The 18,485-nt window shown below is 73.8% G+C and carries 16 protein-coding genes and 1 pseudogene; 6 read left to right on the top strand and 11 right to left on the bottom strand.

The window, feature by feature from the left end; all coding sequences use genetic code 11:
- Positions 1–144: 144 nt before the first annotated feature.
- Both MXD60_RS22215 and MXD60_RS22210 read right to left on the bottom strand, forming a co-directional pair.
- A complete protein-coding gene (locus MXD60_RS22215; RefSeq protein WP_368861267.1) occupies positions 145–1,551 on the bottom strand; it encodes a class I SAM-dependent RNA methyltransferase in 1,407 nt (468 codons plus the stop codon).
- Between the two features lie 68 nt (positions 1,552–1,619).
- Positions 1,620–3,782 carry an APC family permease gene (locus MXD60_RS22210; RefSeq protein ID WP_248821270.1) on the bottom strand — a complete coding sequence of 721 codons (2,163 nt, stop codon included), beginning with the start codon at positions 3,780–3,782 and terminating at the stop codon, positions 1,620–1,622.
- Between the two features lie 145 nt (positions 3,783–3,927).
- Here MXD60_RS22210 and MXD60_RS22205 point away from each other — a divergent pair, with 145 nt between their 5' ends.
- Entirely contained in the window at positions 3,928–4,611 is a 684-nt protein-coding gene (locus MXD60_RS22205) for a potassium channel family protein (protein ID WP_283098785.1), read from the top strand.
- Between the two features lie 3 nt (positions 4,612–4,614).
- On the top strand, positions 4,615–5,313 hold the full coding sequence (locus tag MXD60_RS22200) for a potassium channel family protein (RefSeq protein ID WP_248821269.1): 699 nt from the start codon (positions 4,615–4,617) through the stop codon (positions 5,311–5,313).
- A 19-nt stretch (positions 5,314–5,332) separates the two neighbouring features.
- Here MXD60_RS22200 and MXD60_RS22195 read toward each other — a convergent pair whose 3' ends face one another.
- The 4 genes from MXD60_RS22195 to dut all read right to left on the bottom strand — a co-directional run bounded on the left by MXD60_RS22195 (position 5,333) and on the right by dut (position 8,020).
- Positions 5,333–6,088: a DUF3159 domain-containing protein gene (locus MXD60_RS22195; RefSeq protein ID WP_248821268.1), complete on the bottom strand. Its 756-nt coding sequence runs from the start codon at positions 6,086–6,088 to the stop codon at positions 5,333–5,335.
- A gap of 50 nt (positions 6,089–6,138) precedes the next feature.
- Positions 6,139–6,525: an OB-fold nucleic acid binding domain-containing protein gene (locus tag MXD60_RS22190; protein WP_248821267.1), complete on the bottom strand. Its 387-nt coding sequence runs from the start codon at positions 6,523–6,525 to the stop codon at positions 6,139–6,141.
- A 237-nt stretch (positions 6,526–6,762) separates the two neighbouring features.
- Positions 6,763–7,476 (bottom strand): DUF3710 domain-containing protein, encoded by a 714-nt coding sequence (locus MXD60_RS22185; RefSeq protein WP_518468456.1) that lies wholly within the window; start codon positions 7,474–7,476, stop codon positions 6,763–6,765.
- Positions 7,457–8,020 carry a dUTP diphosphatase gene (dut, locus tag MXD60_RS22180; RefSeq protein WP_248821265.1) on the bottom strand — a complete coding sequence of 188 codons (564 nt, stop codon included), beginning with the start codon at positions 8,018–8,020 and terminating at the stop codon, positions 7,457–7,459. The genes MXD60_RS22185 and dut overlap by 20 nt, the downstream gene beginning before the upstream one ends.
- Positions 8,021–8,371: 351 nt before the next feature.
- Here dut and MXD60_RS22175 point away from each other — a divergent pair, with 351 nt between their 5' ends.
- Together MXD60_RS22175 and MXD60_RS22170 are read left to right on the top strand one after the other, a co-directional pair.
- Positions 8,372–8,680: a DUF4235 domain-containing protein gene (locus MXD60_RS22175; protein WP_248821264.1), complete on the top strand. Its 309-nt coding sequence runs from the start codon at positions 8,372–8,374 to the stop codon at positions 8,678–8,680.
- A gap of 107 nt (positions 8,681–8,787) precedes the next feature.
- A complete protein-coding gene (locus MXD60_RS22170) occupies positions 8,788–9,303 on the top strand; it encodes a gamma carbonic anhydrase family protein (protein ID WP_248821263.1) in 516 nt (171 codons plus the stop codon).
- Here the strand turns inward: MXD60_RS22170 and MXD60_RS22165 are convergent.
- Complete coding sequence (locus MXD60_RS22165; RefSeq protein ID WP_248821262.1) at positions 9,286–10,371, bottom strand: sigma-70 family RNA polymerase sigma factor; 1,086 nt, start codon at positions 10,369–10,371, stop codon at positions 9,286–9,288. The genes MXD60_RS22170 and MXD60_RS22165 overlap by 18 nt on opposite strands.
- Positions 10,372–10,613: 242 nt before the next feature.
- Here MXD60_RS22165 and MXD60_RS22160 point away from each other — a divergent pair, with 242 nt between their 5' ends.
- A complete protein-coding gene (locus tag MXD60_RS22160) occupies positions 10,614–11,420 on the top strand; it encodes an inositol monophosphatase family protein (RefSeq protein WP_248821261.1) in 807 nt (268 codons plus the stop codon).
- A gap of 61 nt (positions 11,421–11,481) precedes the next feature.
- Here the strand turns inward: MXD60_RS22160 and MXD60_RS22155 are convergent, their stop codons facing one another.
- On the bottom strand, positions 11,482–14,424 hold the full coding sequence (locus MXD60_RS22155; RefSeq protein WP_248821260.1) for an AAA family ATPase: 2,943 nt from the start codon (positions 14,422–14,424) through the stop codon (positions 11,482–11,484).
- Positions 14,425–14,889: 465 nt separating this feature from the next.
- Between MXD60_RS22155 and MXD60_RS22150 the strand changes: the two genes are divergently transcribed.
- Positions 14,890–15,681, top strand: a complete 792-nt coding sequence (locus tag MXD60_RS22150) for a hypothetical protein (RefSeq protein WP_248821259.1) — start codon at positions 14,890–14,892, stop codon at positions 15,679–15,681.
- A 139-nt stretch (positions 15,682–15,820) separates the two neighbouring features.
- On the opposite strand, the gene MXD60_RS22145 is transcribed toward MXD60_RS22150, so the two are convergent.
- The 3 genes and pseudogenes from MXD60_RS22145 to MXD60_RS22135 all read right to left on the bottom strand — a co-directional run.
- Positions 15,821–16,225, bottom strand: coding sequence for a hypothetical protein (locus MXD60_RS22145; protein WP_248821258.1), 405 nt, complete (start codon positions 16,223–16,225; stop codon positions 15,821–15,823).
- A 182-nt stretch (positions 16,226–16,407) separates the two neighbouring features.
- Entirely contained in the window at positions 16,408–17,973 is a 1,566-nt protein-coding gene (locus MXD60_RS22140; protein ID WP_248821257.1) for a toll/interleukin-1 receptor domain-containing protein, read from the bottom strand.
- Between the two features lie 29 nt (positions 17,974–18,002).
- Positions 18,003–18,485, bottom strand: a pseudogene (locus MXD60_RS22135) (hypothetical protein); the annotation flags it as partial.

The following is an 18,485-nucleotide window of genomic DNA, read 5'->3' as shown; positions in this document are numbered from 1 at the left end:
ACGCCGAACAACATCCACACCCGGCTGACCCGCCAGCAACTCACAGCAAGATCACCAAACCACGTGAATGTTTACGCCGGAGCGACCGGTTGGCGGCGCAGGCGAGCATATGACGTGAATCGCCCCGCCGCCCACTACCGACAGCTAGAACGCTGTCACTTCCGATTCCGCAGCCGAAGGTGCCAGCAGCGCCACACATTCGACATGATGCGTCATCGGAAAAAGATCGAAAACACGTAGCGAAACCAGATCGTAGCCAGCCTTTGACGCGACGGCGAGATCGCGGGCGAGCGCAACCGGATCACATGCGACATACGCGACGGCCCGCGGGTGGTAGGCCAGCAGTGCCGTCATCACCTCCGCCCCGACGCCCGACCGGGGCGGGTCGAGCACGGCGATGTCGACGCCGGCGGGCACCGGCCCGCCGCCGAGGACCCCCCGCACCGTCGCCGGCGTCACCCGGACCCCACGCAGGGACACCTGGGGCAGGTCGGCGAGATTGTCGGCGGCGGCGCTGACCGCCGCGGGATCCGACTCCATCGCGACGACCCGGCCGTGCGGGCCCACATCGGCAGCGAGGAAGGCCGCGAACAGCCCGGCGCCGGCGTACAGGTCGAGGGCGGTCTCCCCCGGCCGGGCCCGCAGCGCCGTCCGGACCGCCTCGACCAGCACCTCCGGGGCACGCGGGTGAATCTGCCAGAACGCATCCGGGCCGACCGTGAAGCGTCGCCCCGCCACCTTCTCGACGACCGGGCCGCCCTCGACCGGACCGTCCCCGGCACCGAGGTGGCTCGCGGGGGTACCCGAAACGGTCCGCCCAGCCTGGTCGCCGGCGGCGTTGCCCGCCGTCGGACCGGCGCTTACCGGCAGGCTGTCACGCACTGCCGGGCTGCTGGCGGGCGCGTCCCCCCGCACCGTGACCGACACCTGACCGGTCGACGGGCTCGCCGCGACCTCCACCGACTCCGCGCCGACGAAACGCCGCCCGGCCAGGGCCGCGGCCACCAGCGGATGGGCGATGCGGCAGTCCGGGGTCGCCACCACCTGGTGGGACCGGCTGGCGCGCAGACCGATCTCGCCATCGGCGGTGACGGCGAACCGCATGCGGGTCCGCCAGCCCAGTCCGTCGTCCGGCGCGGCGGACCGCCCGCCCGCACCCGCCTCGACCGCGGCTACCTCGACCGGGACCGCCTCGACGTCGACAGCCAGCTCGACGCCACCGAACCGGCGCAGAGCGTCGGCGACCACCTCGGCCTTCCCCTGGCGCTGGGCCGCGAGGTCGGCGTGCTGCCAGTCGCAACCGCCGCAGCGGCCGGGGCCGGCATGCGGGCACGGCACCGCCACCCGCTGCGGCGCAGCGTCGAGGATGTCGACGGCGTCGGCCCGCCAGTACCGGTCGTGCGAGGCGTCGGTCACCCGGGCCCGCACCCGCTCGCCCGGCAGGGCATGGCGGACGAACACCACCCGTCCGTCGGCCCGCGCGACGCAGAACCCGCCGTGCGCCACCGGCCCCACCACCAGCTCGAGCATCGTGCCCACGGCATCCGGCACCGCGCGCCTCGACGGCGTCACGGTGGCGGGTCGGGGGCGGCGCACCGCGCGCCGCGGCGGCCCGGAGGTCATTCCCGCTCCGTCGGCGACGGGGTCGTCCCGGCCGGCGTCGCCTCCACCGCCGTCCCAGCCGACCCGGACCCGGTCGACCCGGACCCAGCCGACCCGGACCCGGTCGAGCCAGGCCCAGCCGACCCAGGCTCCGCACCGACGCGGGCCGGTGCCGAGCCGGGCTGGGCGGACACGGCCGGCAGGGCCGACCGGCCACGGCGCACCGCGCCCGCGCCCGTGCGCTCCAGCCGCTGCTCCACCCGGGTCGACGAGGCGAGCTGCCAGGGCACGCTGGTCACCATCACGCCCGGCTGGAACAGCAGGCGGGCCTTGAGCCGCAGCGCGCTCTGGTTGTGCAGCAGGTGCTCCCACCAGTGCCCGACGACGTATTCGGGGACGTAGACGGCGACGACGTCGCGCGGGCTCTCCCTCCGGATGCGGGCGACGTACTCCAGCACCGGGCGGGTGACCTCCCGGTAGGGGGAGGCGAGCACGACGAGGTCGATGGTGATCCCGCGTTCGTCCCAGGTGGCGCGCAGCCGGTCGGCGTCGGCCTGGTCGACCGCGACGGTCAGGGCGACGAGGCTGTGCGGCCGGGACGCCTTGGCGTAGGCCAGCGCCCGCAACGTCGGCGCGTGGATCTTGCTGACCAGGACGACGGCCCGGATCCGGGAGGGCAGGGTCGGCGGCCCGGGCTCCGGGGTGAGCTCGACGGCGACGCGGTCGTAGTGGCCGCGGATACCGCGCATACCGAGAAAGATGATCGGGATCGCCAGGCAGACGATCCAGGCCCCGTGGGTGAACTTGGTGACGAGGACGAGGACCAGCACCGTCCCGGTCATGCAGGCGCCGAGGAAGTTGATCGTCTGGGACCGGCGGATACGCCGGCGGCCGGCCGGGTCGGCGGCTGCCGGGGCGTCCGAGCGCAGGATGCGCGCCCAGTGCCGGACCATGCCGGTCTGGCTGAGGGTGAACGAGATGAACACCCCGAGGATGTAGAGCTGGATCAGCTGGGTGACCTGCGCGTGGAACACGATGATGAGCAGGACCGCGAAGCTGGCCAGCAGGACGATGCCGTTGGAGTAGGCCAGCCGGTCGCCGCGGGTGTGCAGCTGGCGGGGCAGGTAGCCGTCGCGGGCGAGGATGGAGCCGAGCACCGGGAAGCCGTTGAAGGCGGTGTTCGCGGCCAGCATGAGGATGAGCGTGGTGACGGTGGCGATGTAGACGAAGCCGGGTGAGCCGTGGCCGAACACGGCCGCGGCCACCTGGGTGATGACCGTCGGTTGGTCGCCGTGGGCGCCGATCAGGTCCGCGGTGTGCTCGGCGACGTGCACGTGCGAGATCAGGGCGAGCGCGCTCACGCCGGCGAACATGGTGACGGCGAGAATCCCCATCATCAGCAGCGTGGTCGCGGCGTTACGGCTCTTCGGCTTGCGGAAGGCGGGCACGCCGTTGCTGATCGCCTCGACGCCGGTCAGCGCGGTACAGCCGGAGGCGAACGCGCGCAGCACGAGGAAGGCCAGCGCGAACCCGGCGTAGTCGTGCTCGGCGACCACCTTGTATCCGGCGCTCTCGGCCCGCGGGGTGTGCCCGACCGCCGTCTGCACCAGACCTGTGACGATCATGACGAAGACGCCGGCGACGAAACCGTAGGTGGGAATCGCGAACGCGCTGCCGGACTCGCGCACGCCGCGCAGGTTCATCATCGTCAGAACGATCACGATGACGACCGCGATGAGGACGCGGTGCGGGGCGAGGCCGGTCACGGCGGAGGTCAGGTTGGCGACACCGGCGGACACCGACACGGCGACGGTCAGCACGTAGTCGACGAGCAGGGCGCTGGCGACGAGCAGTCCGGCGCGCGGCCCGAGATTGGTGGAGACGACCTCGTAGTCGCCGCCGCCGCTGGGATAGGCGTGCACGTTCTGCCGGTAGGAGGCGACCACCGTCAGCATCAGCACGATGACGGCGCCGGCCAGCCAGGGGGAGATGTGATAGAAAGCCAATCCGCCCAGTGACAGAACGAGCAGGATTTCCTCGGTGGCATAGGAAACCGAGGACAGCGCGTCACTGGCGAAAACGGGCAACGCCACGCGCTTGGGAAGCAGAGTTTCCCCGAGCCGGTCGCTGCCAATCGGACGACCGACGACGCCGCGCTTCAGGCGGTCCGTGAGCGCCACGCGGCGATGCTACCGAGGTGGCACTCCGCGATGCGCGGTTGTGACATGGCCCACACCAGCGCCCCGCGGATGTGACGCCGTGCATAGCCGGCCGGCGGCGTCGGCATACAGAACGTCCCAGGACGATCCGCGCCGCGAGGGCCGGATGGGGCTACCCTCAACCCTCGTGCATGTCGTGATCCTCGGCTGTGGCCGGGTCGGCTCCGCCCTCGCCCGGGGCGTCGAGCGCCTCGGGCACTCAGTGGCGATCATCGATCAGAATGCGGCGGCCTTCGGCCGACTGCCCACGGACTTCACCGGCCAGCGGGTCACCGGGGTCGGATTCGACCGCGACACCCTCGTCGAAGCCGGCATCGAACGCGCGGCGGCGTTCGCCGCGGTCTCCAGCGGCGACAACTCGAACATCATCTCGGCGCGGGTCGCGCGGGAGATGTTCGGCGTCGAGCGGGTCGTCGCCCGCATCTACGATCCGCGCCGCGCGGAGGTCTACGAACGTCTCGGCATCCCCACCGTCGCGACCGTGCGCTGGACCCGCGACCAGATCCTCGGCCGGCTGCTGCCGGACGCGGTGACCGCGGCCTGGTCCGATCCGTCGGGAACGGTGCTGCTCACCGCCATCCCGCCGGGTCCGGGCTGGGTCGGGCGCAAGGTGCGGGACGTGGAGGAGACGGCCGGCGTGCGGGTCGCCTGCGTCACCCGCTTCGGCGAGGGGATCCTGCCCGACGCCCGCACCCTCGTCCAGGACGGCGACGTGCTGCACGTCGCCGTCACAAAGGCGCGTGCCACCGAGGCGGACTCGGTGCTGCGCCACGGTCCCGAGGAGGGCTGAGCCTTGATCACACGTCAGGTGGTGATCGCCGGTGCCGGCAAGGTCGGCCGCTCCATCGCGGCCGAGCTGCTGGAGAACGGCGCCGAGGTGCTCATCATCGAGCGGGATCCGCAGAAGGTCCGCGTCGACGCGCTGCCCGGCGCCCGCTGGCTGCTTGCCGACGCCTGCGAGCTGGCGCAGCTCGACGCGGCCGGCCTGAGCGACTTCACCGTGCTCGTCGCCGCGACCGGGGACGACAAGGTGAACCTCGTCGTGTCGCTGCTGGCGAAGACCGAGTTCGGCGTGCCGCGGGTCGTCGCGCGGGTGAACCACCCGAACAACGAGTGGCTGTTCACCGAGTCGTGGGGGGTGGACGTCGCCGTGTCCGCACCGCGGCTGCTCACCGCGCTGGTCGAGGAGGCGGTGAGCGTGGGCGATCTGGTCCGCCTCATGCGTTTCCGCCAGAGCGACGCCTCCCTCGTCGAGCTCACCCTGGCCGAGGACGGGCCGGTCACCGGACGGCGGATAGGCGAGATCGACCTGCCGCCGGACACCGCGCTGGTGGTCATCCTGCGCGATGGCCGGGCGGTGATCCCGTCTCCGGACGCGACACTGGAACGCGGCGACGAGGTGCTCGCGGTCGCGACCAGCTCCGAGGCGGAGGAGGCGCTCGCGCTGCTGCTAGGCCCGGCACCGCAGGCCAGGGCCATCACCGGCGACTGACGCGGGCCGCCCGCCGGGATCAGTGCGCCGGGCGGCGGGGTTCGACGGTGCTCTCGGCGGCCGGCAGCTCGCCGCTGACCGGCCCGCCCCAGCTCGCCGCGGCGGCGGCCTCCGCGGCGGCGACCTCGCCCTCCACCACCGTGCCGGCGGCGGGTGGCGCGGGCGGCAACGGAGCGAGGCGACGCACGACGGCGATGCTGGCGAGCAGGGCCACGCCGAACAGTGGCAGGCCCAGCGCGATGTTCGCCGCCGCCAGCCAGCCCGGCTGGTCGGCCAGGTAGAGCACGCCCTGCACGACGAAGCGGACGCCGAACACCGCGGCCCAGACCAGCGTGGCCACCACGGCGGCGCGCCGCTGGCGGGGATCGTCGCGCCAGTCCGCGTAGCGGGTGTCGAAACCGGCCATGAGGTATCCGCCGATCGGCCGTCGCAGCGCCACGGACAGCAGCGCCGCCACCGTCCCGACGGCGTTCTTGGCGATACCGGGCAGGAAGAACCCCTTGGCGTCGCCGGTGCGCGAGGCGACGAACGCCGCGACGGCGACCGCGAACAGGCCGGAGAACCCCTGCTGGAGCGGCTCGCGCCGGGCGAGGCGCAACCCGAGCAGGCCGACGGCGCTCAGGACCGCGACCACGATCCCCGCGGTCAGCCCGACCTCCGCGTTCACCGCCACGAAGGCCACGGTGGGCAGGGAGCTGTCGATGATCCCCCGAGGCCCGCCGATGGCCTCTGACATCGACATCGGCGGGGCGTCGGGCGCGGGCAGTCGTGGCATCGTGGGTGCGGATCCCTGTCGTGGTGGGGCTGCCTGTGCCAGCCGAGGGTCTAGGCGCTGGCGGAGGAGACCGGTAGCAGTTCGTAGCGCGGGTTGAAGATGGACGGGCGGCCGTCGAGCAACGTCACCCGGCCGGACGCCTTGACCGAGGCGCCGGCCCGCAGGCCCGGGATGTCGCGTCGGCCGAGGAACACCAGCGTCACGGTGCCACTGCCGTCGTAGAGATCGACCTCCAGGGTCGGCGCACCGGATCGCGCGCGAACCGTCACCGCCTGGATGGTACCCGCGACACAGGTCTCGTCCCGGTCCCGACAGCCACTCATCGGCTCCGCACCGGCAGCGGCCGCCGCGGCCTGGAGATCCTCCGCGTCGAGCTCGTTGGTTCCTGCCGTCAGCCTGTGGAGCTTGCGCCCCCACCAACCGCGTGGCTCGCCCACGGCTCCTCCGATCCCGCGCAAGCAACTCCGCGCCAGAGCAGTACCGCACCTGTGCGGTCCTGCGCCTGAGCAACGCTGCCCGAACACGTCCGATGCAACGAATGACCGAGGCTCAGTGTGCCCGCGCGGGGCCGCGCGATCGAGCGATCCACCAGGAATCCACGCGATCGGCTCCCAACCCGCGCCGGACGGCACCTTCCGGCCGGGGGCACGGGTAGGGAAGCGGCGACGGCGGTGTCAGCGAATCTCGGCGATGCGCACGCCGGGAGTGGGCATCTCGGCCCGCCCGCTCGTCGCCGATGTCGCAGCGCCCGGCCCGTCCGGATGGTCGGTGATGTCCCGGGGCAGCGTGAGGGGCAGGGGGTCCCGCACGGGCATCGCGCCGTCGCCACGAGCGACGACGAGCTGGCGCAACGTCTCCTCCAGCAACGGCGCGGCTCCCGGGTCCTGCCCGGCGACGCCGGTCACCACGGCCCGCAGGAACCAGCGCGGCCCGTCGACCCCGATCATCCGGGCGGGCACGGACTCGCCCGGCCGACCCGTCGGCAGGGACATCCGCAGCTCCCGCCCGAACGAGCCACCCGCCTCCTTGCCGCCGGTCGGCTCGACCGTCTCGAGGATCTCGGCGCGGACCTCGTCCCACAGCCCGCGGCTCTTGGGCGCGGCGAAGACGGAGAGCTCCATGGCGCTGCGCCCGTCGGTGACCAGCACCGTCAGCGGTTCGCCGGTGGCCTCGCCGACCTGGAACTGCACCTCGACACCCGGCAGCGCGGGCAGCCGCAGCGACCCGAGGTCCAGCCGGTTGATCCCGTCGTCGGGCGCCTCGGCCGCGTCGTAGGGACCGTCGGGCACGATCGCGACCGTGGACCGCCTGGCGGAGCCGGTGTCCTCGGCCGTCTCCGGCGACTCGACCACGCCCTGATCGGATTCCTTACGCCCGCGGCCGAACACCAGCGATCTCCCTTCCCGAATCCCCGGCAGCACCGGACCCGAGGACGGCCCCGGGCCCGTCGGCCGAACCGAAGCCGCCGGTCGAACCGAAGCCACCGCTGCCCCGCACCGAGTCCGGCAGCTCGTCGACCTCCCGGAAGACGGCGTGCTCGACCCGCTGGACAACCAACTGGGCTATCCGGTCACCTCTGTGCAATGTAATCGTCTCGGCTCGATCGGTGTTGATCAGAACAACCTTTATTTCTCCACGGTAACCGGCGTCGACGGTGCCGGGCCCGTTGACCACCGTCACGCCGTGCCGGGCCGCCAGGCCGCTGCGCGGGTGCACGAACGCCGCATGGCCGGCGGGCAGCGCGATCGCCAGCCCCGTGCCGACGACGGCCCGCTCCCCCGGGGCGAGCGTCACATCCCGCGCCGCCACCAGATCGGCGCCGGCGTCCGACGGCTGGGCGTACACCGGCGCCGCCAGCCCCGGGTCCAGGCGGCGCACGAGGACCTCCACCCCGTCGGGCCCGGCCGGCGGCGTGGCATCGGTGGCGGTCATGTTTCTCCTGCCCGGCACACGGGGATCGTCGAGCCCAGGTGGTTCGCGACGGTTCGGTCGAGGCGTGGGCCGGATGTCCCTCGGTCCGCCAGATGCACCCTAGGGCATCGGACGCGCGGCCCAACTGTGGACGCCCCGTGACCGGACGGGCGCCCTGTCCTGTGCCACCTCGCCGGAGGTGATCGGATGGGGTGCGCACGGCGCCGCGACCGGCTCCGGCGAAGGCCGGCTGCGGCGAAGGCCGGCTGCGGCGAAGGCCGGCTGCGGCGTCCGGGGAGTAATCGACGACGTCGAGGAAAGCACTGAACTGGCGGGCCGGCACGGCCCGCCCCGAAGAGCGAGAGGTGTGGGGTGGCGAAAGCAGCGTCGAAGCTGGGTTGGAAGGTCGTCGGCGGAGCGGCAACCGCACTGGCGGGCACGGCTGCCAGCCGTGGGGTGACGGTCGCCTACCGCAAGGTGCGCAAGACGGATCCGCCGGTCAACCCGGCGGACCCGGACACCGCGCTGGTGGAGGCGATCGCGTGGGCGGCGATCTCCGGCCTGGCGATCGGTCTCGGGCGGCTGGCAGCCGAGCGGGCCGTGGCCCGCGGCTGGTCCCGGGCGACGGGGACACCGCCGCCCGGCATGGTCCGCCCCGAGCTGGAGACGGCCGACGCCTGACCCGATCCGGCCGCCGGGCGGCCGGGCTCGGTAGCCTCGGGTGCGGCTGGGACGGAACCAGCGTCACGGACGACCCGTGGTTCGCCTGCGATGACCAAGGAGCCCCGGTGGCCCTGTACGCCCTGGGGGACGCCGTCCCCACCGTCGACCCGACGGCGTTCGTCCATCCGGATGCCACCGTCATCGGGGCGGTGACGATCGGCCCGGAGTCGACGGTGTGGCCCGGTGTGGTGTTGCGCGGTGACTACGGGTCGATCGTGATCGGCGCGCGCACCTCCGTGCAGGACGGCACGGTGATCCACGCGACCGAGGAGCTGCACACGGTCGTCGGCGACGACTGCACGGTGGGCCACCTGGCCCACCTGGAGGGGTGCGTCGTCGAGGACGGTGCGCTGGTCGGCTCCGGCTCGATCGTCCTGCACCGGGCCCGCATCGGCCGCGGCGCGCTGGTCGGCGCCGGTGCCGTCGTGGTCGGCGGGACGGACGTGCCGCCGGGCGCGCGGGCGTTCGGCGTGCCGGCGAAGGTCGTGCCCGGCGGCGACCCGGCGATGCAGATCCTCGCCGCCGAGCACTACGTGCGCAACGGCCGCCGCTACCGCGAGCAGCTACGCCGGATCGACTGACCCGGCAGGCCCGACCGGCCCGGCAGGTGTCGGCGACAGGTGCCGAAGCTTCTCGGGATTCGCCACGATGTTGATCTCGGCGATCCGGCCGTCGGCGACGTGCAGGGCGGCGACGAAGCGCAGCGCCGTCCCCTCGTACGCCGCAAGCCCGGGTTCGCCGTTGACCATCACGAGCCGCATCGAGGGCTCTGCCACGGCGTTGCGCACACCCTTCGCGATGATGCCGAGGACAAACCGGGCGACCCGGTCGGCGCCGAGCACCGGACGGCGCGCGGCCTTGGTCAGCCCGCCGCCGTCGCTGCGGACCACGGCGTCCGGGTTCAGCAACGCGAGCAGGCCGGCCAGGTCACCGCCGGCCGCCGCGGCGAGGAACGCCTCCGCGACGCGGCGGCGCCGCGCCGGATCCGGGTCGAACCGGACCGACCGGTCCCGCACGTGCCGGCGCGCCCGGCTGGCGAGCTGACGGGCCGCCGCCGGGGTACGCCCGGTGGCCTCGGCGATCTCGCCGAAGTCGTAACCGAACACGTCATGCAGGATGAACGCCGTGCGCTCGGCCGGGCTCAGCGCCTCCAGCACGACCATCATCGCGAGACTCACCGACTCCGCGAGCGTCACCCGGTCCGCGGGATCCACCGCGCCGAGCGCCCCGGAGCCACCCGCCGACCCGCTCGCGACCGGCACCGCCGCACCCGTGACCAGCGCGGCGTCGGCCACCGGTGCCCCGACGTCGACACTGCCGCCGCCTGCCGCGCCGCTGTCCCCGAGCCCGGTCACGAGCGGCTCGGGCAGCCACGGCCCGACATACCCCTCCCGACGCCCCCGCGCCGAGCGCAGCTGGTCCAGGCACAGCCGGGACACCACCACCGTCAGCCACGACCGCAGGTCGACGATCTCGTCCGCGTCGACCCGCTCGAGGCGCAGCCACGCCTCCTGCACCACGTCCTCGGCGTCCGCCAGCGAACCGAGCAGCCGGTAGGCCACCGCCCGCAGATGGGACCGTTCGGCCTCGAACGCCGCCGCGAGCGCGCTCGCCCGCCCGTCCGGCGCGGACCCTGATGGGACGATCATCGTCATGTCCTCCCGGAAGCCCCGACAACATCCTCCGACAGGACGGCGCACCCCACACCGATGTGACATCCATGCCCCGTCGCCGGTGATGTCGCGTCGTCTCGGGTGATGTGACCGGCCATACCACGCGGCGGGCTGGCAGCGGCCGGGACGGCGGGTTGGCAGGATGGGGGCCAGGGGGAGACGTCCGGTCGGCGATGGCCGGCGAGGTGATCCGAAATCGAGCCTTGGAGTGCCGCCCGATGAGCGACCTGCCAGACCCGGACGTCCTGCTCGACGTCGCGTTGACGATCGCCCGTGAGGCCGGCGAACTGCTGGCCAGGGGCCGTGAGGGCACGGTCGCGGCGGAGGCGACCAAGTCCTCCCCCACCGATGTCGTCACCGCCCTCGACCGTGCCTCCGAGGCGCTGGTCGCCCGCCGGCTCGGCGAGCTGCGCCCCGGTGACGGCCTGCTCGGCGAGGAGGGTTCCGACTCGGCCGGCTCGACCGGCGTGCGCTGGATCGTCGACCCGCTCGACGGCACGGTGAACTTCCTCTACAACCTGCCGAACTGGGCGGTGTCGATCGCCGCCGAGGTCCACGGCGAGATCGTCGCGGGTGTCGTGCACGCCCCGGCGATGGGCACGACCTACACCGCGACCCGCGGCGGCGGGGCGTTCCGTGACGGCACGACGCTGACCGGCTCGACGGTCACCACGCTGGCCGGTGCGCTGGTCGCCACCGGCTTCGGCTACGCGGAGTCGCGCCGCGCCGCGCAGGCCGCCGTCCTGCTCCGGGTGGTGCCGAAGGTCCGCGACATCCGCCGGATGGGCGCGGCCTCCCTCGACCTGTGCGCGGCGGCGGGCGGCATCGTCGACGCCTACTACGAGCGTGGCCTCAAGCCCTGGGACCACGCGGCAGGCGGCCTGGTCGCGGCCGAGGCGGGCCTGCGCGTAGGCGGCCTGCGCGGGCTCCCGGCCAGCGAGAATCTCACCGTCGCCGCGCCGCCGGCGTTGTTCGGTCCGCTCACCGACCTGCTCGCCGAGGACCCGCCGGCCGACCGCGACTGATCGTCGCCGCGGCCCGTCCCGACGTCGGCCCGGCGACGCCGGGGGGGCGTCTGCCGACATATCAGGATTCGTTGACACCGCTGGCGAGGAACACGCCGACGAGTTCGCTGCGGGAGCGGATCGCGAGCTTGCGGTAGACCCGGGTCAGGTGGGTCTCCACGGTCTTGCGCGAGATGAACAGGGCCGCCGCGACCTCGGCGTTGTTCATGCCGTCGCAGATGGCCCGGGCGACCTGCACCTCGGCGGGGGTCAGCTGGTCGAGGCGGGCCCGCCGCGCGACGAGGGAGCCCGCGCTCGCCGGCTGGCCACCACGGTCGCCGCGGTCGCCGGCGGCGAGGAGTTCGGCGGCGGCACGCCGGGCCCAGGGCCGCGCGCCCAGCGACTCGAAGACGACCCGCGCCTCACGCAGGGGGCGCCGCGCCGCGGCCGGACGGCGCAGGCGGCGCAGCATCTCGCCGCGGCACAGTAAGGTCCGCGCCCGCTCGAAGGGCATCGGCTGGCGATCGTGGGCGCGCTCCGCCTCGTTGAACGCCACCTCGGCGGCCCGCAGACCGTCCGCGAGCAGGCCCCGGCAGCGGGCGGCGACGGCGGCGGGCCAGGCCAGGCCGGTGGCGCGAGCCCGCTCGTCGAGCCAGGCCACGACGTGCGCCGCCTGGTCGGGCGCGGCGGCGCGGACGTGCGCCTCGGCGAGATCCGCGGCGAGCGGGATGGTGTTGGGGTTGCCCAGCCCCATGTCGACCATGCGGCTCCACGCATCTGCGAGGGTCAGCGCGGCCACGTCATACTCGCCGTGGCTGATCGCGGCAAGACCCAGCGCCGCGTCGGCGCGCAGGTCGAGCAGGCCGACGCCGTACGGGCCGGTCTCGGCGCGCAACCGCGCGATCCGTTGCTCGCACAGCGCCCGGTCACCACGGGCGGCGTCGATGCGGGCGAGCACGGCGAGACTGAACCCGAGCGCCGGCGCCTGTCCGAGCTCCTCGGCCCAGCGCAGCGCTTCCACGCCGTCGGCGTAGCCGGCGGCCCACAGGCCGCGCCAGCATTCGAGCTCACAGCGCACCGCGAGGGCGTTGGACAACATCGCTGGGGCGCCGTCGCGGCGGGCGGCGTCGACCGCGGCGGACAGCAGCCGCACCGCCGGCTGCGGCTCCTCCACGTCGAGCAGGGCGGCGCCGGCGAGCACGAGCGCCTGCTGGTCGAGGACGTCATCGGCGGCCCCGAGCTGCTCGGCCACGTCCCCCAGCAGCGCCCGCGCCTCCTCGGCGCGCCCGGCGAGTGCCAGCGCACGGGCCCGGTGCACCGTGCGGGTCAGGACCTTGTGCGTCGGGGGTTCGCAGGACCCGGGTGCGGCGGCGAGGTTCTCGGCGCGTTGCGCCGTGTGCAGCGCGAGGTCGACCCGCCCATCCATCAGAGCGGGCAGCACGGCCTCGGCGAACAGGTCACCGGCCCGGCCCCGGGCGCCGGCGCCGTCGTCGTCGTTGTCGTCGTCGTTGTCGTCGTTGTCGAGCAGCGACTCGGCGGCCCGCACGAGCTGCTCGTGCGCGCGGGTCGGGTGTCCGGAGCAGGTCAGCACCCGGCCGCGGACCAGCTCCGCGTCGGCCCGCGTGGCCGGGTCGGCGGCGAGGCTCGCCGCCGTGTCCGCCCAGGTGGCCGCGAGGTTCGCCTGCCCGGCGAGATGGGCGTCCTCCGCGGCGCGCAGCAGCCGGTCGACGCGCACCTCGCGGGACCCGGTCAGCACCGCGGCGCGATGCCACGCCCGGGCGGCGGCGCCATAGCCGGCTCGGCCGCGGGCCCGCACCGCGACGGCGGCCAGCGCGGTGGCGACCTGGTCGTCCGGCCCGCCGGTCGCGGCCGCGGCGTACCAGACGGACGCGTCGCCCTCGCAGGCCCCGGCGAGCGCCTGGCAGGCCCGCAGCCGGGCCGCCGGCGTGGCCCGGCGGAGCACCACGTCGCGCAGCAGCGGGTGCGCCAGGGCGAGCCCGCGGCCCCGGTCGACCGCGGCGCCCGCATCCAGCGCCGGGCGGGACCACGGCGCGCCGGCTCCCACCTCGGTCGTCGTGACGAGCCCCGCGTCATGGGCCGCGTCCAGATCCGTCAGGTCCACGGGTGGTGATCCCGGCATGGCCGCCAGGGCCCGCGCGAGCGTCTCCACCGGCACCGCACTGCCTGCGGCGAGGACCACCAGCGCGGCGCGGGTAGCCGGGGGTAGTTCGTCGAGGCGGTCGGACCAGGCACGCTGCAGGCGCCGGCCGGGCGGCGGCAGTTCATCGACGATCTCCAGGCCCGCCCGTTGGGCGGGCCGCAGGCTGGCGGCGGCGTCGAGCAGCGCCGACGGGTTGCCGCCGACACGGCCCGCGAGCTCCTCGACGACGCCCGGGGCGACGCTGATGCCCCGGTTGGCGACGAGTGCGGCGCAGTCGTCGACGCCGAGGCCGCCGAGCTCGATCGCTGGCAGCCCGGAGCCCTCGCACATCCACGCCGCGTCCGAGCGGACGGCGAGCAGCATGGACACCCGTTCGACGGCGAGCCGGCGGGCGACGAACAGCAGCACCCGCCGGGACGGCTCGTCGATCCACTGCAGGTCGTCGACGAGAAGGACCAACGGGCGTTCCTCCGCCGCCGCGGCGAGCAGATTCAGCGTGCCGGCGCAGGCGGCGTAGGGGCTGGCGAGGGTGCCCTCGGTGAGCGCGAGGCAGACCTCCAGCGCGGCGCGCTGCGCGTCGGGCAGACCGGCCAGATGCCCGCGCAGCGGCAGGACAAGGTCCGCCAGGGTCGCGAAGGGCAGCACCGCCTCCGATTCGACCCCGCGCAGCCACCGGACACCGGCGGTGGACCTGCGCTCCGCATGGCGCAGCAACGCGCTCCGGCCGATTCCGGGTTCGCCCCGCACCACCAGCGCACAGCAGCGTCGCGTGACCGACGCGAGCAGTCCATCGACCAGCCGTCGCTCCCTGTCCCGGCCGAACAGCTGCTCTCCGGCAAGCGGAACTCCCCCTCGCGCGGGCAACTTCTCACCCGCGGGAATCCACCCGTCCACGCCATCGTCCCCGTCAGCCAGGGAATTCCCGTCTGCCGAAATCCGCGCGCCGGCCAGGGGCACATCGGCGACCAGATCACTCCCGTTACCCGCACGCGCGCCAGCCGGAGTCGCGCGCGTCACGCTACTTTCTCCGGCAACTGCCCACACACCGTTCACAACGGCCGAACCTCCCCACGGCATGCTCTCGGCGTGCCTCCATCCTGCCGCTCGAGGCATTGTTGCAAAAGGGCTTTTCGACCTTCGTTCGCGCCGCCGTCCACAAACGTGACCGGGAATTCCCCGACGCGCCCCGACCGGACAGGTGTTGACCTGGGAGTACGAGGTAACCGTGGTAGCGCCGGTCGCGAACCTGCCCTGGCCGGAGAACCTCGCCATGTTGCCCGCGGATGACCGTGGTCGGTCGCCACCGCCCTCACCTCGCTAGGAGCCGAGATGGACAGCCGCCCGCGCCTGGACTGCGTGCGGGTCCGGGTGATGCTGGCCGGGCGCCGGGCCGAGGCGGCCTACCGGACGCCGGAACTGCGGGTGACAGCGGGCCGGTGGCACCGGCTGTTCTGCTTCGCGGCCGCCACCGACAGCACGGAGTCCCTCACCCGGGACCCCGCGGACGAATGCCTTCTGCTCCTGTTCCACGACTATGACCGGCCCGGACCGGGCCGCAGCTTTTCCACGGTCAGAATGCGGCCAGCACGCCGGTCGCGACTGAGCCCGGAATGGGTTCGCACCCGCGACGTCGATGGGCACACCTTCCGGATGGAGGCAGACTGGACCGGCGAAGAACATGCTCTCGCGGTGACACTCACCGCCGAGCACGGCACCCGAAGGGCCAGCGACATCAAAACCGGACGAATTATGCCGAGTGCTATTTTCTCGGCTACCCAGCTGCGATTCATACGGGAGTGCGCGGACGGCCCGGTCGACCTGGACCGCCATCGCCTCCTCGGGCCGGTCCAGGCCCTCCACTGGCGCGTTCCGCTGCCGATGGCCGGTTTTCCGGTCACAGCGCGGCTGTGGTCGGCTCCCTCGGGGGCCGACCGGCCTGCCCCGAGAGAGGTGCTGGACCTGTCCATCCGGGTCGAGCCAGCCGGCGCCGAGATCGCCCAGATCGCCTTCGAGACGGCGCTGCGCGACCTCGGCCTCGACATCGATGACGCCCACGACCTCGAGGGGATACTGACGCCGACAACGGAGCGAGCGGCCGTGCGGCTGTTGTTTGGCTGCTGAGTCTGTTTGGCTGCTGGGTTCGGGCGGCGCACCCGCGACAGGCGGGAGGGTGCCGCACGCGCCGACGGCCCCGCCAGGTTCTCCCGGCGGGGCCGCATCGGACCGGCGCCCCGGGTGCGAACCGGGGTGCCGGAGCAGGTCAGGCGGAGACGAGGAAGCTGCGGCTGGTCGTGCTCGTGGTGTCGGTGAACTGCCCCGACTTCAGCGAGAACGACGCGATCACGTCGAGCACGTCGTCCTCTGCCGCCGCCCAGGTCGTGTCCGGGATGTTGATCCGTATCTGCGTCTGGAAGTTCTCGTTACCCGTGCTCGGCAGCTGCGCCGTGCTCGCCGGCACGGCGTAGGCGACCGTGAACTGGCTCTGGTTGCGTACGGTTGCGACCAGTCGGTAGCTCGCACCCCCGAACGCGATGATGCCCTTCCCGACCTCGATGTCCACGAGGACGTCGAAGGTCTTGCCCGACTCGATGACGTCGACGGTGTTCGCGGTGCCCTTTTCCACCGCGGTGACCGCCTTGACGGTGGCATCCCAGCTACCCGACATTTCGCTGACCTCCCTGAACCGGTTGGAACCTGCGTCTCGCAGTCTGCGAACCGGGCGCCCCGGCCGCATCGGGGAGATCTCTGACATTCGCCCTGAGGCGGCGCGGGGCATGGAGTCAGCCAACCGCCATCACGAAGCGGCGGTGTGACCCGGCGCGGAGGGTCGCCGTGCCGGATGTGGCGTCAGACGGTGGCGCGTTCGGCGAGCAGCTGCCCGACCAGCCGGCGAAGGCCGTCCTCGACACCTCGCGGGCGGGTCAGGTCCAGGTGGCTCAGCATCGCGACGCGGGCCGGCAGGGCGACCGGTTCGAGCAGCACCGGGATGAGCCGGCGCCGCCGGTTCGCCGGGTCGGCGGTCTGCGTCAACAGGTTCTCGAACTCGGCCCATTCGCTGGTCAGGTAGGCGGGGGTGAGCACCAGCAGCGTGCGGCGGCTCACCTCGACCGCACGCTCGATCTCGGTCAGCGTCGGCGCGCCGATCCGGAAGTCGTCGCTGTCGAGCACCACCCGCAGCCCGGCCCCGCGCAGCCGTGGCACGAGGACGGTGTGGACCCACTCGGCGTCGACATGGCTGTAGCTGACGAACACGTCGTACCGCACGGGCAGAGGCTGACGGCGTGGCGCCGTCGGCGCCGGGGAGGCGGGGGGATCACCGCTGTCGAACAGCGGGCGGCGCCAGGGCACCTGGTACGGCAGCCGGAACGCCGCCGCACTCTCCCGCACGTCGACCAGGTCGCACAGGATGCGCTCCTCCTCCCGGAGCTGGCCGGGGGGCGTTCCCTGCCGGTAGGCCTCGTCCAGCCAGCCCTGGCCGGTGACCGCGACGTGCTGCCAGGCCAGTTCCGCCTCGTGCCCGACGGGCCGGGTCAGCGCCGCGGTCCCACCGCCGGGCAGGCCCGCGCCCGCTGGCCCGCCGGGGCTGACCGCCGCGGCCACCGACTCGGCGAACCGCGGGGGCAGGGGCGCCTCGCTCGCCACGGAGATCCGGACCCGGTAGGCGTGGGCGACGTAGCGGTGCGCGGCCTCGAGGTACAGCGGGGCGACCGCCGCCGCGAAGGGATCCGCGGCGGCCGGCACACTCCACGTCGGCACGGTCGTGCCGGGGGTGGCGAGCCGCGCGTACTCCTCGGCCAGCCGACCGAGTCGCATCCGCAGGCCCGGGCTGACCTGGTAGGGCTCCAGACAGACGCTGACGAGTGCCCGCGCGGGCAGCTCCGCGAGTTCCGCCCAGACGGAATCCCAGGCCAGGCCGCCGGCGTCGAACGGGACCACGACGAAACAGACCTGCCGGCCGGTGTCCCGTCGCGTGCAGGGCGACCACGACAGTCGCTTGCGGACCTCGTACACCGAGCCGAGGTCCGGGGCGAACGGGCGCAGCTCCCGGCGGACCTCGGCCGACGTCAGCGGGGCGCTCCGCAGGTGGCCGGGGACCTCCGCCAGGCGGTCCCGCAGCGCCCGCGCGTCCGCGACGACCTCCTGGTCGCCGCCGCCGGGCGGGCGGTACACCTGGCCGAGCAGAACCGCACGGAGCAGTTTCGACCGCGGGTCGTTGAGATACCGCAGCTCGAACCGGCTCGCCCGGCCCGCGACGCACTGCGCCGCCAGCCAGGCGTGATCCGCGGACCGGGCGGCCAGGTGATGCTGGTCGACCGGCGCGTCGGACGGCGCGGCACCCGGCCGGGCGCCGCCGGGGGCGAGTCGCAGGCCGACCCACGCCCACGCCCCGGCGTCCGCGCGCTCGACCAGCACGTCGCCCCCGCCTTGCGCGGACCGTCCGTTCAACGGTACGTCGGGCCTTCCTCTTCGGGGGGCGGCCAGCTCGCGCCACCCGGGGGCGGGGGCGGGGGCTCACCGCTCGGGGAGGTGAACGTGCCTGCCGGCGGGAACAGGCGGTAGGTGTTGTCCGCCTCCGGCGGTGGCGCGGCGGGAGGGTACTCCGACTGATCCGCCGGCCAGCCCGGCTCCGACGCGGCCTGCGGGGAGTAGGGCGGGACCGGCGCCGCGGGCGAGAACTGGGCACCGGACGGGTACGGCTGGCCGTGGGAGTCGTGCGGGTACGGCTGGCCCTGCGGATACGGCTGGCTCTGGGGATATGCCTGACCCTGGGGAAACGGCTCGCCCTGCGGATATGCCTGACCCTGTGGATATGCCTGACCCTGGGGAAACGGCTCGCCCTGCGGATATGCCTGACCCTGGGGAAACGGCTCGCCCTGCGGATATGCCTGACCCTGGGGAAACGGCTCGCCCTGCGGATATGGCGG

The organism is Frankia sp. AgB32 (assembly GCF_023243045.1).
Classification (GTDB): Bacteria; Actinomycetota; Actinomycetes; order Frankiales; family Frankiaceae; genus Frankia.
This window is presented reverse-complemented; position numbering and strand designations above follow the sequence as displayed.

Excerpts from the sequence above, each read along its gene's own strand:
- MXD60_RS22150 (WP_248821259.1), top strand. The coding sequence starts at position 14,890 with ATGGACAGCCGCCCGCGCCTGGACTGCGTGCGGGTCCGGGTGATGCTG.
- MXD60_RS22145 (WP_248821258.1), bottom strand. The coding sequence starts at position 16,225 with ATGTCGGGTAGCTGGGATGCCACCGTCAAGGCGGTCACCGCGGTGGAA.
- MXD60_RS22205 (WP_283098785.1), top strand. The coding sequence starts at position 3,928 with ATGGGGCTACCCTCAACCCTCGTGCATGTCGTGATCCTCGGCTGTGGC.
- MXD60_RS22195 (WP_248821268.1), bottom strand. The coding sequence starts at position 6,088 with ATGCCACGACTGCCCGCGCCCGACGCCCCGCCGATGTCGATGTCAGAG.
- MXD60_RS22160 (WP_248821261.1), top strand. The coding sequence starts at position 10,614 with ATGAGCGACCTGCCAGACCCGGACGTCCTGCTCGACGTCGCGTTGACG.
- MXD60_RS22165 (WP_248821262.1), bottom strand. The coding sequence starts at position 10,371 with ATGATCGTCCCATCAGGGTCCGCGCCGGACGGGCGGGCGAGCGCGCTC.
- dut (WP_248821265.1), bottom strand. The coding sequence starts at position 8,020 with ATGACCGCCACCGATGCCACGCCGCCGGCCGGGCCCGACGGGGTGGAG.